Origin of the sequence: Enterobacter sp. EGD-HP1, assembly GCF_000733275.2 — a bacterium.
Taxonomy (GTDB): domain Bacteria; phylum Pseudomonadota; class Gammaproteobacteria; order Enterobacterales; family Enterobacteriaceae; genus Enterobacter.
On the sequence record NZ_AVOP01000002.1, the window covers coordinates 29,611 to 42,265 of the forward strand.

The window sequence follows — 12,655 nt, forward strand, 5'->3', positions numbered from 1 at the left end:
GCATAAAAACAATGTGAGTACCCTACAATGACAAATACAACAAAGCTTGATCCGATTGAAACGGCCTCCCTTGACGAGCTGCAGGCGCTGCAGACCGCGCGTCTGAAATGGACGCTGCATCACGCCTACAACAACGTGCCGATGTACAAACGCAAGTTTGACGCCGCGGGCGTTCACCCTGACGATTTCAACGAGCTGGCGGATATCCGCAAATTCCCGTGCACCACCAAGCAGGACCTGCGGGATAACTATCCGTTCGATACCTTTGCCGTGCCGATGGAGCAGGTGGTGCGCATTCACGCGTCATCCGGCACCACCGGCAAACCGACCGTTGTCGGCTACACGCAGGGCGACATCGACAACTGGGCCAATCTGGTGGCCCGCTCCCTGCGCGCCGCGGGCGGCAGCGCGAAGGACAAAATACACGTGGCGTATGGCTATGGCCTGTTTACCGGCGGGCTGGGGGCGCACTACGGCGCCGAGCGTTTAGGCGCGACGGTGATCCCGATGTCCGGCGGCCAGACGGAGAAACAGGCGCAGCTGATCCGTGATTTCCAGCCGGACATGATCATGGTGACGCCGTCCTACTGCCTCAACCTGATTGAGGAGCTGGAGCGCCAGATGGGCGGCGATGCCAGCGGCTGTTCCCTGCGCGTGGGCGTCTTCGGCGCCGAGCCGTGGACGCAGGCCATGCGTCGCGAAATCGAAAAACGATTAGGCATTACGGCGCTGGACATTTATGGCCTTTCCGAGGTGATGGGGCCGGGCGTGGCGATGGAGTGCATCGAAACCGTCGACGGCCCGACCATCTGGGAAGATCACTTCTACCCGGAGATCGTCAACCCGAACGACGGCACGCCGCTGGATGACGGTCAGCAGGGCGAGCTGCTGTTCACCACGCTGACCAAAGAGGCGCTGCCGGTGATCCGCTACCGCACCCGCGACCTGACGCGCCTGCTCCCCGCCACCGCGCGCAGCATGCGTCGTATGGACCGGATCAGCGGCCGCAGCGACGATATGCTGATCATCCGCGGCGTCAACGTCTTCCCGTCGCAGCTGGAAGAGGAGATCGTGAAGTTCGAGCACCTTTCTCCGCACTACCAGCTGGAGGTGAACCGTCGCGGGCATCTTGATTCACTTTCCGTGAAGGTGGAGCTGAAAGAGAGTAGCCTCACGCTGACGCACGAGCAGCGCTGTCAGGTGTGCCACCAGCTGCGCCACCGCATTAAATCAATGGTGGGGATCTCCACCGACGTGACGATCGTGAACTGCGGCAGCATTCCACGCTCAGAGGGCAAAGCCTGCCGGGTGTTTGATTTACGTAAAGTGGCGGCCAACGGTTAAAACACCTTACCCCTCATCCTAACCTTCTCCCCAGAGGGGAGAAGGGACTGCTCGGTGCGGTCTATTCCCTCTCCCCTCTGGGGAGAGGGTCAGGGTGAGGGGGAAACCCCAGAATCCTATGCTATGATTCATCCAGGACAAAAATAACAACAGAATGAATCACATGAATAAACTCGACGCCTTTATCCAGCACGCGGTCAGCTCCGTTCCCGTCAGCGGGACCTCGCTTATCTCCTCGTTATACGGTGACGCGCTTTCCCATCGCGGCGGTGAGATTTGGCTCGGCAGCCTGGCCGCCCTGCTGGAAGGCATGGGGTTTGGCGAGCGCTTCGTGCGCACCGCGCTGTTTCGCCTCAACAAAGAGGGATGGCTGGACGTTTCCCGCATCGGGCGCCGCAGCTTTTACCGCCTGAGCGATAAAGGGCTGCGCCTGACGCGTCGCGCGGAGAATAAGATCTACCGCGCTGAACTGCCCGCCTGGGACGGCAAATGGTTATTGCTGCTTTCCGAAGGGCTGGACAAAAATACCCTTGCCGACGTCAAAAAACAGCTGATCTGGCAGGGGTTTGGCACGCTGGCGCCGAGTCTGATGGCCTCGCCGTCGCAGCATCTGGCGGACGTGCAGTCCCTGCTTCACGATGCCGGCGTGGCGGAAAACGTGATTTTCTTTGAAGCCCACTCGCCGCTGGCGCTCTCCCGTGCCGCGCTGCGTGCGCGGGTAGAAGAGTGCTGGCAGTTAACCGAACAAAACGCGATGTACGAGTCGTTTATTAACTCGTTCCGTCCGCTGCTGCCGCTGCTGAAAGAGGCCGCGCCGGAGGAGCTGACGCCGGAACGCTGCTTCCAGATCCAGCTCCTGCTGATTCATTTTTATCGTCGCGTGGTGCTGAAAGACCCGCTGCTGCCGGAAGAGTTGCTGCCCGCGCACTGGGCGGGGCAAAGCGCCCGACAGCTCTGCATTAATATCTATCAGCGTGTCGCGCCGGGGGCGCTGGCGTTTGTCAGCGAGAAGGGCGAAACCTCTGTGGGCGAACTGCCCGTGCCCGGCACGCTCTATTATCAACGCTTTGGCGGTCTTACAAGCGCATAAGGAGTGAAGATGCCAGTTTATCAAATTGACGGTCTGACGCCGGTGGTGCCGGACGAGAGCTATGTTCACCCGACGGCGGTGCTGATTGGGGACGTGATTCTGGGCAAAGGCGTTTATGTTGGCCCTAACGCCAGCCTGCGCGGTGATTTTGGCCGTATCGTGGTGAAAGACGGTGCCAACATTCAGGATAACTGCGTGATGCACGGCTTCCCGGAGCAGGACACGGTGGTGGAAGAGGACGGGCATATCGGCCACAGCGCCATTCTCCACGGCTGCGTGATCCGCCGCAATGCGCTGGTGGGCATGAACGCGGTGGTGATGGACGGCGCGGTCATCGGTGAAAACAGCATCGTCGGCGCGGCGGCGTTCGTGAAGGCGAAAGCGGAGATGCCCGCCAACCATTTGATTATCGGCAGCCCGGCCAAAGCGATTCGCGAACTCAGCGAGCAGGAGCTGGCATGGAAGCAGCAGGGCACGCGGGAGTATCAGGTGCTGGTGGAGCGCTGCAAGCTGACAATGCACCAGGTGGAGCCGCTGCGTGAGGCTGAGCCTGACCGGAAACGGCTGGCGTTTGACGAGAATTTAAGGCCGAAGTCGGCGGTGTAGGACGGGAAGTTTTCACCACAGCACTAACGGGAAGATGTTACCCGCCTCGTCGTGCTATTAATCCTCCGATACAGACTCATCACGACAAAGGACGCAGAGTTATGCTGAGAGGTAAACGCGCTGTTATCACGGGTGGTGGCGGAGGATTTGGTCAGGCGCTGTGCGTCTGGCTGGCACGAGAGGGCGTAGAAGTGGATTTTAGCGCCCGTCGGGCGGTGGATATTCAAAAAACCTGCAGCCTCATCGCAGCTGAAGGTGGTGAGGCGAAAGGGTATCTCTGTGATTTAGCCCTGCCGGAATCCATTTCTGAGTTTGTTTCGCAGGTTTTAGATTCAGACAGGCCAATCGATATTTTAATTCTGAATGCTGCTCAGTGGTTGTCCGGGACAATAGACCAACAATCGAGCAATGAAATCGTCAATACCGTCAGTTCAGGCCTGACGGGTTCAATCCTGCTCACCCAGGCAATACTTCCGGGTTTAAGACGCTCAGAGAGTGCAGATATCATTGCGGTTATATCTGCGTGCGGTATTCCGAACTTTACAGATTCGATAGCCCATCCCGCTTTTTTTGCCAGCAAACATGGAATGAGCGGCTTTATCACCAAACTGTCAAAAGAATTGTCCCTCGAAAATATAAGGGTAACCGGCATGTATCCACCTGATTTTGAACTTACCGGGATAGATGCGCTTGTCGACGATCGATCACGAATGGGGGAGCGCTTAATGAATGGACGGTCGGTCTGGGAAACGATGCGTTTTGTGCTGACTCAGCCACGTAGCTGCCATATTGGTACCGTCTACTTTCAGGGACCCACTCGCGAAGATCTGGAATGTCAGTCCTGAACCTCTTATTTTTGTATCCACCTCTTGATTTAGCAGAACAGGGACCACAGAGATGACGCGCTTTTACCAATTTACCGCTACCCGCCTTGATGGCCGACCGATCTCAATGGCCGACTATGCGGGTAGGGTGGTTCTGGTCGTTAATACCGCCAGCCAGTGCGGCTTCACGCCTCAGTACGCTGGGCTTGAAGCGCTATACAAGAAATACGCCGATCGAGGGTTAGTGGTGCTTGGCTTCCCCTGCAACCAGTTCGGTAAACAGGAACCCGGCGGCGCCGACGAAATCGCGAAAACCTGTTACATCAACTACGGCGTGAGTTTCCCGATGTTCGAGAAAGTCGAGGTTAACGGTAGCGCAGCGCACCCGCTGTTTCGTTATCTGAAAAACGAATTGCCCGGCGTACTGGGCGGGCGGATCAAGTGGAACTTTACTAAGTTCCTGATTGGCCGCGACGGTAAACCTCTCAAGCGTTTTGCTCCAATGACGACGCCAGAAAAAATAGACCCTGCAATTCATGCGGCACTGGAGATGTAAGGTTTTTGATAGCCGGACCTTTCTCCTTTAGAGCCGGTCGAAATACTCACACCGGAGAGAAGATAACGTCCGCTCTGCGTGCCTGACGGACTAAACGCTGTTTTTACCGCGTTGTGCCGGGAGCGGACGTTACGAGCTTTAAATTATAACGCTATTTTTTCGACAAGAAAAATGTTTCCTGGATTCGTTGGTTATTATCCTTCACTATTTTGTCTGATGCTTCTAATACGGATTTTAATAGTGAAGTCTCTTTACCAAATTTTATGGACTGGGTATCTATTGTGAGATTGTACACCGGGATGTTTTCAGCGCGATATACATTGTGGACCTTCAGTGTAAGTGTTGCAGGGACTTTTAAAGAAAGTTTGTCGCTAGTTGTTTTTTTATCATCGGGTTTGTCTTTATTATAATCATCAATAATTGACTGAATCTCTCTCTTAATGCCGTCTTGATAAGAACCGACAGATAAATCAGTAAGCTTGAAGAGGGTTGAGTTATCACTGTCTGTTTTTAATTCAACATCAATAAATGCATTTTCACTATAAACTTTTCCTAATGATACATGACCGTTATCATTACTTAAAATGTTCTGTTTCTTAAACTCCAGATTTCCTGATAACATCGCAGATGATAACAACACTGACGCGCCAATGATTACACTTGATATGATGATTTTCATTTTTTTATCCTTGATAACTTAAATTCATTTTTTTTGGCGTGACGTTGTGCGTGAACCAGACTCACCAATACCTAACGCCATGTCCGTAATTGATTGTTTTTTGATCTAAAAATTTCGCTAAGAAATCCCTATCCCTCTTTTGACACGTGGTATTTGAGAAAACATATCACTCCTTTGTTTGTTAGCATTTTGGAACCATATTACAATCTATTATTTTGAGTTAACACTGTTATTTTTTGTAACGCGTCAGCTAAAGGAAATGAAGATGCCAGTAGTGCGGTAAAGAGACAATTATTGTACTTCCAGAATTTGTCGCAACACCTGGAGTTGGATGGCAGGCGTCCTGGGAGTGTCCCTGGCAAGGCATTCGCTCAACGCAACGAAAAAGGCCCCATCAGGGGCCTGGTCTGCTTTAACTATGGACTGAGTTTCGCCTGAATCAGAAGCGGTATTGCAGACCCGCTGTAATCGTATAGTTATGGTTAGAAATACCTGCCGCATCCCCACCAATAGAGCCGGAGTCACCCGTATTGGTATCAATAATCTGCGTACCGCCTTTACCTTCTTCATAACTGCTATAGGTAAATTCAGCAAAAACTTTGGCGTGCGGAGTGACGTAATACCCGGCATCAACAGACGCACCATAATAGCGGGAGTCTGTTGTCTTCTCGCGGAAAGTCAGATCGCGCATGTAGTGTTCGTCGTTATCATGTGCACGCACCCAGTCACTGAATTTGAACAGGGCATTAAATTCAAAGTCATTAAAGCGGTACTGCCCTGCAAGGCCGATGTATGGCATAGAGAAACGCTGGCTATAACCAATACCGCGTTCGCCTGCCGGGAAGTTCCCCTGATAGGCGCCGTTATCATAATTATAAGTACCCCCGGTCGCCGTCCAGCTGAAGCGTGTTTCCTGATAACCTGCGGTTACGCCCGCTTTATAATTATCGCCCTGGAAGATCCACCCTTTTAGGTTGAGATCGTATTCATTGGCGTAGTTAACGTTAGTGGCAGGATGGCTTGAATGGTCTGTCCAGGAGGATTGTTTGGCGTTCATCCAGTCATAGTCATCCATATGACCTGAGCCTGATGCCAGGGATGTCCAGCCTCGAGCGTTCAGTGTCAAGAAGGCGTATGCATCCCAGGAAATATCGCCTTTCAAAATAGCGACATTTTTTATTTTCCAGTCCAGCTGGCTAACTTTTCTTCCTGTGACTTCGTCATAAACCATCTCGTGGGATTTTCCGCTCAGCATCCCGGCAGATGCTGAAACCGTGAAGCTTTCCGGTGAGAAATCCGGTGTGGCTTGTAAGGAACCTGCATATACTGCCCCTGAAAACGCGGCCATCATCATTCCCGCAACAATATTTCTTGTCATTTTTATTTCCCTAAAACAAATTAATCAATGAGTTGCAGGGGAATATTAAAAGTCATACAAATAAGAATCAACTGCCAGTTTTGGTAATTTTTTATAATTTGACGTAAGGAGCAATATTTAACTTTGGGCCGCCTGAAGGAGGCGACCGCTAATATTTACATGACTACTGGCTTGATGCTAAACAACGGTCGTTTGCGGATAAAACGTTGTTATTCACTGTAACCGGCGCCACAAACACATTCCGTTTACCCGCGCAGCCACGGTGTGATCGTCAATCCGGTCAGCAGTCCCTCGGGACTGAGCAGGCGAGTAACGGTCTGGCCCCACGGTTCGGTGCGGTTGGCCACCAGCAGGCGATAGCCTTTTTCACTCAGATTGCGGGTTGCCGAGTCCAGATCCTGAACCTCGTACTCAACCCATCCCTGCGGTATCGGGTACTCAGTGGGCCACTGTTCTTCTCCAAAGCAGGACGCAGCCGCCTGTGCGAGCGGCCAGATGGCGAAATGCTTCACGCCTGCCAGCTGGCCCTCTTCAGTGAGAAGGTAATCGGTATTCCCCTCCATCGGCTTCAGCGGAAGGCCGAGTGTCTGGACATAAAACGCGGTGCTGGTCTCCGTATCCCGCGAAATGGGCCCGAACCCGGCGACGAACAAGACATCAATTTCTGGTAACGTCTGCGACATATCCACTCCTGAATGAGGTGAGATTCACCCTGAATTTATCTTACGACCGACTGAAATACGACTCTCAATTCTGGTCTCGCATTCACCGTGCCTGCACGTCCACGACGGGTTTAAAATTCAGCGCGATGACGATCAGCAGCACGACTCCTGCACTCATGATCAGCCATGCGCTGGTCAGCGAGACCGAACTGTCGCGAACGATCCCCGCAATTAAAGGCATAATCGCGGCGAGCATGTACCCACCGCCCTGAACTTTAGACAGTAACTTCCCGGCCTGCGCGGGCGTTCGCGCATGATCGAAGGTGACGATGAGCGACAGCGGGAAGAGGGCGCCGATCCCGGTCCCGAGCAGCAGCGTGGATAATACCGGCGTCGTACCCGGCGAAAAGACCAGACACAGTAATCCCGCCAGCAGCAGCAACAGTACGGCGATCAGCGGCACGCGACGGTCGGGGAATTTACCGATCAGCGCGGAGACGACAAACCCGGCGACAACCTCGGTTAACGTCAGCCAGGCCAGCATGAAGCCGCTGCTGCGGGCGGACCATCCCGCCTGAATATAGAGCGGGGGCAGCCAGGCTAACACCAGCGTATAGGCTCCCGTTCCCACGCCGAAAAAGATCAACAGTAGGGCTGTACGTGAGGAGGGGAACGTAACGTCTTCGCGTGCCGTTTTTTCACCTTGTGGATGCTTAACCAGGGTTAACCACAGTATCAGCGCCAGCAGCGCTAACACCCCGGCCATTGCCAGCGCGGGCTTCAGCGTGAGCCATGAAAACAACGGCTCGGCGCTGGCGGCGGCGACTGCCGCACCGGCCATAATGCCCGTACTAAATAGCGACATTACCGTGCTGGCCGTTTGCGTATATTCCTTTTTTATCAGGGCAGGCATTAACGCCTGGATCGTGCCTATACTGGCCCCGCCCAGTAACGCGGTGCCCATAAGACTCTCCGGTGAGGCGCTAAAACCGCGTAATAAACAGGCCACAAGCAGGATGAAGAGCCCGAACATAATTCCCCGTACGGCACCGACTCTGGCTAAAAGCGAGGGGCCGCATAAGGCGGCCAGTCCTATCATCGCGACCGGCAGGGTGGTCAGGAGGCTGAATTGCGTAGCGGTTAGCCCCGCTTCGCGCTGCAGCACGGAAAACAGCGGTCCGACAGAAGCCAGAACAGGGCGCAGGTTCAGCCCGACGATAAAAGCGATAACGGCGAAGAGTAAAGGCGACGTGCGTTTCAACATGGAGTCCTTTTTGGTTGTGAATGGCCCGGGCAAATTGCCACGAGCATTTATCTTAACGTTAAGATAAAATCTGTTTTTGCGTAAGATGTACCGCACAACAGGATAAATACCCACGCCACCAGGGGTGAAAATGAAAGACCATGTAGACTTCGTTGTCGACCAGTGGAGCCGTGCCATGCCGGAGCTGGACGCCTCGTCGATGAAAATTTTTGGCCGGATGCTCAGGCTGATGAAGCATCTGGGAAAAGAGCGGGCGCAGGCCATGGCGCAGTTTGGCTTTCGCGAGGGCGAGTTTGACGTGCTCGCCACGCTGCGCCGCGCCGGTGAGCCGTACTGTCTTTCCCCCACGCAGCTGTATAAATCGCTGTTGATTACATCAGGGGCGATGACGAACCGGCTCAGCCATCTCGAACAGCAAGGGCTTATCAGGCGAATTGCCGATCCGGATGATAAGCGCAGCACCCTCGTAAGCCTGACCGCGCACGGGCAGGATCGTATCGAACAGGCGCTGATCGTGCATACGCAAACGCAAAATGCGCTGCTGAGCAGCTTGTCTGACGCGCAGCGCGCGCAGCTTGAATCCCTGCTTAGGGAGCTGCTGTTGACGTTCCCGCCCGAGAGCCTGGGCGACAAGTCATCGAGTGCCGATAATACAAACACTGAATAGTTAAACCTCACAGAAAGGGAACGTATGTCTTTACCGCCACTGTATGCGCTTCGCGCTTTTGAAGTTGCCGCGCGGCTGAACTCCTTCAGCAAAGCGGCTGAAGCACTGAATATCACGCCGGGCGCGGTCAGCAGGCATGTCAGGACGCTTGAAATGTGGTTCGACTGTGAGCTCTTTAAACGTCAGGGGCCAAGAGTGGAGGTCAGCGATGCCGGGCGCGTTCTGGCCGGACATTTGAGCGAAAGTTTCACCAGCATCGAGTGGGCCTGTCGCGCATTCAAAAGTGAAAACCACCTTCTGCGCCTCAAAGCCCCCAGCTCCCTGACGATGCGGTGGCTTCTTGACGTTCTGAAAATCTTTCGTGAAAACCATGCAAAACCACAGGTTGAGATAGCCAGCGTCTGGATGGACGTTGATTCCGTTGACTTCAGCCGTGAGCCCTACGATTGTGCGATCCTGCTCGGTAATGGCTATTTCGGCGAATCAACAGAGAGCAGGCTGCTTTTCAGCGAATGGCTCATTCCCGTTTGTACCCCGTCTTTACTTGATTCTGCCCGGCATCAGCTTGCGCAGTGCGATCTTATTCACCCCTCGCCGGACAGACGGGACTGGAAGCGCTGGCTGAAAAGAACGGGGTTATTCCCCGGGCTCGATGTGAGTCGAGGGATAGTGTTCGACACCCTGGAACAGGGAAGCCGTGCCGCCATGAACGGACATGGTGTTGCTATGGCCGATCTTCGTCTTACGCGTGAAGCGCTGGAAAGTGGGCTTCTCGCTCTGCCTTTCCGGGAAGCTATCGCAACCGGCGAAGGCTACTATCTTGTCTGGCCAAAAAATTCGCTCAGAAGAGAGAGTATCCAACGCCTGATGGCCTGGCTTGATCTCCATACGCCGGTTTTTCCCTCTCTGGATATTGTTTGTCTCGATGAAGATAAGAAACATTTTTAATAAATATAAATGCTGGATATTCCGTCCGGAATATCCAGCATGATGAATGATTTTATGCGTAGGGTATATTCGCCATCTGTTTATATCTTTCTGGCAGGGCGCTGTTCAGGTTAAGTAATTTATCCAGAATATAAAGCGCAGGCGTCCCCTTTGCGCGTTCAGCAGCGATCAGCGCAGCGCGTAACAGATTGGCAGCCGACGTCATTTCACGGAAATACTCCTCAGATTCACGCGTCTGAACTTCGCCTGACGTGGCGTAACGCACCTTTGGCCACTCCGCAAAGTCAAGCAGCGGAAGGATCCCGTCCTCTTTTGGTAAATGCGCCGAGAGCAACTCTTCGGCGTTACCCGGATTGCTTTGGGCGAAAGAGAGGAGGTGCAGGCGATGGATGAAAGGTGAAAGCGCCTCTGAGCTTTCCTTTTCGGCTGAAAGTAACGCTATCAACTCATGCACGTTTGCATGGGCGCTAAATTTATGAGGCGAGATAATATTCATTACAGGGAATAAAACATCGAGTGTCATAGGTGCTCCATACAGGATTGGTATTATTTATTTTTTCTATTCCAGGGATGAATGGATGGTATTTCAGCGGGGGCGCTTTTGAAAAACGATAAATAGTGGGAATTAATGTGAGTTTTACTCAACGTTGCGCTTTGGAGTGCAATCACGCACATCCTCACGTTGCAGCGATTTGTTTCACAAATGCCATCGCTCATCGACCGTTCAGAATGGTATAACGTCTTGCGGCAATCGGGTTGCCGCCCGCTGACTCCATTCACAAAGGTGTATATGAAACAAATTACGTTCAGTGACCTGCAGCAACAAAGCGAGCAGGCTGCCAATTCTCCTCGCTTACGCGCGCATCGCAATTTACATCCTGAGCTGAGCGACCCGGTGCAGCGCCTGGCCATCGCGATGGAGCCTGGCACCTATGTCCGCCCCCATCGCCACCCACACACGTTTGAACTGCTGACCGCTCTGAGCGGTCGCTTTCTGGTGCTGAATTTTGACGATAACGGTAACGTGACCCAGCGCGTGGTGTTAGGTGAAGAGTGCAAAGTGCTGGAGATGGATGCCGGTACCTGGCATGCCGTGCTGTCGCTGGATAAAGGCGGCGTCATTTTTGAGGTAAAACACGGCGGCTATCAGCCTGTCCCTGAGCACGATACCGCCCCATGGTCACCGGCTGAGAACGCGCCCGGTTGCGCGGAGCTGATGAAATGGTACGCCCAGGCGCAGGTGGGTGACGGTGGTTTTACTCTGTAATTGTGTTCTTATGTACCCGGCGCGCGGAAAGGCGCGCCGGGAAAGAGAGACGATCCTGCTAGCTCAATTCTCGCTCGCAGGTTTTATTTAAGGCTCTCTAGCCCCTTCAGGAACGCCTCAACCTGCTCAGGCGTCGCCGTGTCTGCCTGGTAAAGGACATCGAGCGTAACGTTCTTCAGCCCGCAGAAGCCAAACACACCTTCGATAATCTGCGTCTGAATCGCCGTCGAATAGCCGTGTTTGTCGAATCCACTGAGATCGCTGCCGCCGGTGGCAATCAGGCGGACGGGAACATCCCGTAAGTTGCCCACAATCCGGCCGTCGTCGGCTACCTTATACGCCCAGTTCAGGGTTAACACGCGATCGAACCAGCCTTTCAACAGCGCGGGAACCGACCACCAGTACACCGGGAAGACAAACACCAGCATATCCGCGCGCTCGACGCGCTGCTGCTCGCGCAAAATATCGTCGGGCAGGGCGCTCGGATCGCCGTGATACAAATCGAGATCGGCGCGGGTCATCGCCGCGTTAAACCCTTCAGCATGCAGATCGGCGATCTCAACCTGCGTACCTTGCTCGCGTAATTTCCCGGCAATATGGGCTGCCAGCGAATGGGATAACGAATTGTCGACAGGGTGAGCCGTCACGATCAGTGCGTTATTAATGGCATGTGTAGCAGACATAGCGACCTCGAATGGGTGAGTATTGACTTCTATATTACTATTGGTAACTTAGGTGTCAATCCGCCCCGAGCGATCATTTTGTGCTATTCACGTAGGTCTCCAGCACGCCGGTCATGACGCCGCTGAGCGTATCTTCCGCCACGTTCCGGGCGAGCACGCCGTTACCTGCGGCGGTGCTGAGCGCGTCCGCCGCGCCAATGATGGCCGTCAGCGCGGCTTCCCCCTGAACGCCTTTCAGCGCGACGAACGGGGAAAGCGCGGTCCGCAGACAGTCGGCACATTCGGCCACGCATGCCTCACGAAACGTCTGCAACGCGTGGGATCCGGAGAGCGCGGCAGCGATTGGCCCGGTTTCAGGCCCTGCAGTAATGGCGCAGTCGATATAGGCGGCGCTGAAAAAGCGGATCGTCTTTTCCAGCGTTTTGCTGTCGACCGCCAGCGTCTCGCGGAATTTCGCCAGCTGCCGGTCGCTGTAATCCTGGTACAGCGCCATCAGCAACCCTTCACGATCGCCAAAGTGGTCGTAGGGGATAGGCTTGGTCACGTTGGCCCGCTCGGCCAGGTAGCCAAGCGTCAATGCCTCCGTGCCTTGCTGACGAACGATTCCGCGCGCAACCTCCAGCAGCTGCACGCGGCGGTCCTCTTTTCTTAAGCGCTTAACAACCATGCTTTCCTCAAAACTGTTAT

Annotated in this window: 15 protein-coding genes; 8 read left to right on the top strand and 7 right to left on the bottom strand. The window is 54.1% G+C overall.

Annotated elements, in window-relative coordinates:
• Positions 1 to 27: 27 nt before the first annotated feature.
• The 5 genes from paaK to N037_RS04115 all read left to right on the top strand — a co-directional run bounded on the left by paaK (position 28) and on the right by N037_RS04115 (position 4,420).
• Entirely contained in the window at positions 28 to 1,344 is a 1,317-nt protein-coding gene (gene paaK, locus N037_RS04095) for a phenylacetate--CoA ligase PaaK (protein WP_023327374.1), read from the top strand.
• Positions 1,345 to 1,498: 154 nt separating this feature from the next.
• A complete protein-coding gene (gene paaX, locus N037_RS04100; RefSeq protein WP_032639231.1) occupies positions 1,499 to 2,434 on the top strand; it encodes a phenylacetic acid degradation operon negative regulatory protein PaaX in 936 nt (311 codons plus the stop codon).
• Between the two features lie 9 nt (positions 2,435 to 2,443).
• On the top strand, positions 2,444 to 3,040 hold the full coding sequence (gene paaY / locus N037_RS04105; protein WP_023335575.1) for a phenylacetic acid degradation protein PaaY: 597 nt from the start codon (positions 2,444 to 2,446) through the stop codon (positions 3,038 to 3,040).
• A 101-nt stretch (positions 3,041 to 3,141) separates the two neighbouring features.
• Complete coding sequence (locus N037_RS04110; RefSeq protein WP_032639234.1) at positions 3,142 to 3,885, top strand: SDR family oxidoreductase; 744 nt, start codon at positions 3,142 to 3,144, stop codon at positions 3,883 to 3,885.
• Between the two features lie 52 nt (positions 3,886 to 3,937).
• Positions 3,938 to 4,420 (top strand): glutathione peroxidase, encoded by a 483-nt coding sequence (locus N037_RS04115; protein WP_032639236.1) that lies wholly within the window; start codon positions 3,938 to 3,940, stop codon positions 4,418 to 4,420.
• 151 nt (positions 4,421 to 4,571) lie between these two features.
• On the opposite strand, the gene N037_RS04120 is transcribed toward N037_RS04115, so the two are convergent.
• From N037_RS04120 to N037_RS04135, 4 genes are all read right to left on the bottom strand, one after another.
• Entirely contained in the window at positions 4,572 to 5,099 is a 528-nt protein-coding gene (locus tag N037_RS04120; protein ID WP_032639239.1) for a hypothetical protein, read from the bottom strand.
• 439 nt (positions 5,100 to 5,538) lie between these two features.
• Positions 5,539 to 6,477, bottom strand: a complete 939-nt coding sequence (locus tag N037_RS04125; RefSeq protein WP_023335579.1) for an omptin family outer membrane protease — start codon at positions 6,475 to 6,477, stop codon at positions 5,539 to 5,541.
• Positions 6,478 to 6,722: 245 nt separating this feature from the next.
• Positions 6,723 to 7,160, bottom strand: coding sequence for a VOC family protein (locus tag N037_RS04130; protein WP_023335580.1), 438 nt, complete (start codon positions 7,158 to 7,160; stop codon positions 6,723 to 6,725).
• A gap of 82 nt (positions 7,161 to 7,242) precedes the next feature.
• A complete protein-coding gene (locus N037_RS04135) occupies positions 7,243 to 8,403 on the bottom strand; it encodes an MFS transporter (protein WP_032639241.1) in 1,161 nt (386 codons plus the stop codon).
• Between the two features lie 130 nt (positions 8,404 to 8,533).
• Between N037_RS04135 and N037_RS04140 the strand changes: the two genes are divergently transcribed.
• On the top strand, positions 8,534 to 9,070 hold the full coding sequence (locus N037_RS04140; protein WP_032639243.1) for a MarR family winged helix-turn-helix transcriptional regulator: 537 nt from the start codon (positions 8,534 to 8,536) through the stop codon (positions 9,068 to 9,070).
• A gap of 24 nt (positions 9,071 to 9,094) precedes the next feature.
• A complete protein-coding gene (locus N037_RS04145; RefSeq protein ID WP_032639245.1) occupies positions 9,095 to 10,018 on the top strand; it encodes a LysR substrate-binding domain-containing protein in 924 nt (307 codons plus the stop codon).
• Between the two features lie 52 nt (positions 10,019 to 10,070).
• Here the strand turns inward: N037_RS04145 and N037_RS04150 are convergent, their stop codons facing one another.
• Complete coding sequence (locus tag N037_RS04150; RefSeq protein WP_023335584.1) at positions 10,071 to 10,541, bottom strand: hypothetical protein; 471 nt, start codon at positions 10,539 to 10,541, stop codon at positions 10,071 to 10,073.
• A 267-nt stretch (positions 10,542 to 10,808) separates the two neighbouring features.
• Here N037_RS04150 and N037_RS04155 point away from each other — a divergent pair, with 267 nt between their 5' ends.
• Complete coding sequence (locus N037_RS04155) at positions 10,809 to 11,285, top strand: WbuC family cupin fold metalloprotein (protein WP_032639246.1); 477 nt, start codon at positions 10,809 to 10,811, stop codon at positions 11,283 to 11,285.
• Between the two features lie 83 nt (positions 11,286 to 11,368).
• On the opposite strand, the gene N037_RS04160 is transcribed toward N037_RS04155, so the two are convergent.
• A complete protein-coding gene (locus tag N037_RS04160) occupies positions 11,369 to 11,968 on the bottom strand; it encodes an NAD(P)H-dependent oxidoreductase (RefSeq protein WP_032639248.1) in 600 nt (199 codons plus the stop codon).
• Between the two features lie 73 nt (positions 11,969 to 12,041).
• Positions 12,042 to 12,635, bottom strand: a complete 594-nt coding sequence (locus tag N037_RS04165; protein ID WP_032639250.1) for a TetR/AcrR family transcriptional regulator — start codon at positions 12,633 to 12,635, stop codon at positions 12,042 to 12,044.
• Positions 12,636 to 12,655 lie beyond the last annotated feature (20 nt).

Bases quoted from the DNA above. Each gene is read 5' to 3' on its own strand.
- paaK (WP_023327374.1), top strand. From the start codon at position 28: ATGACAAATACAACAAAGCTTGATCCGATTGAAACGGCCTCCCTTGAC.
- paaX (WP_032639231.1), top strand. From the start codon at position 1,499: ATGAATCACATGAATAAACTCGACGCCTTTATCCAGCACGCGGTCAGC.
- paaY (WP_023335575.1), top strand. From the start codon at position 2,444: ATGCCAGTTTATCAAATTGACGGTCTGACGCCGGTGGTGCCGGACGAG.
- N037_RS04110 (WP_032639234.1), top strand. From the start codon at position 3,142: ATGCTGAGAGGTAAACGCGCTGTTATCACGGGTGGTGGCGGAGGATTT.
- N037_RS04115 (WP_032639236.1), top strand. From the start codon at position 3,938: ATGACGCGCTTTTACCAATTTACCGCTACCCGCCTTGATGGCCGACCG.
- N037_RS04120 (WP_032639239.1), bottom strand. From the start codon at position 5,099: ATGAAAATCATCATATCAAGTGTAATCATTGGCGCGTCAGTGTTGTTA.
- N037_RS04125 (WP_023335579.1), bottom strand. From the start codon at position 6,477: ATGACAAGAAATATTGTTGCGGGAATGATGATGGCCGCGTTTTCAGGG.
- N037_RS04130 (WP_023335580.1), bottom strand. From the start codon at position 7,160: ATGTCGCAGACGTTACCAGAAATTGATGTCTTGTTCGTCGCCGGGTTC.
- N037_RS04135 (WP_032639241.1), bottom strand. From the start codon at position 8,403: ATGTTGAAACGCACGTCGCCTTTACTCTTCGCCGTTATCGCTTTTATC.
- N037_RS04140 (WP_032639243.1), top strand. From the start codon at position 8,534: ATGAAAGACCATGTAGACTTCGTTGTCGACCAGTGGAGCCGTGCCATG.
- N037_RS04145 (WP_032639245.1), top strand. From the start codon at position 9,095: ATGTCTTTACCGCCACTGTATGCGCTTCGCGCTTTTGAAGTTGCCGCG.
- N037_RS04150 (WP_023335584.1), bottom strand. From the start codon at position 10,541: ATGACACTCGATGTTTTATTCCCTGTAATGAATATTATCTCGCCTCAT.
- N037_RS04155 (WP_032639246.1), top strand. From the start codon at position 10,809: ATGAAACAAATTACGTTCAGTGACCTGCAGCAACAAAGCGAGCAGGCT.
- N037_RS04160 (WP_032639248.1), bottom strand. From the start codon at position 11,968: ATGTCTGCTACACATGCCATTAATAACGCACTGATCGTGACGGCTCAC.
- N037_RS04165 (WP_032639250.1), bottom strand. From the start codon at position 12,635: ATGGTTGTTAAGCGCTTAAGAAAAGAGGACCGCCGCGTGCAGCTGCTG.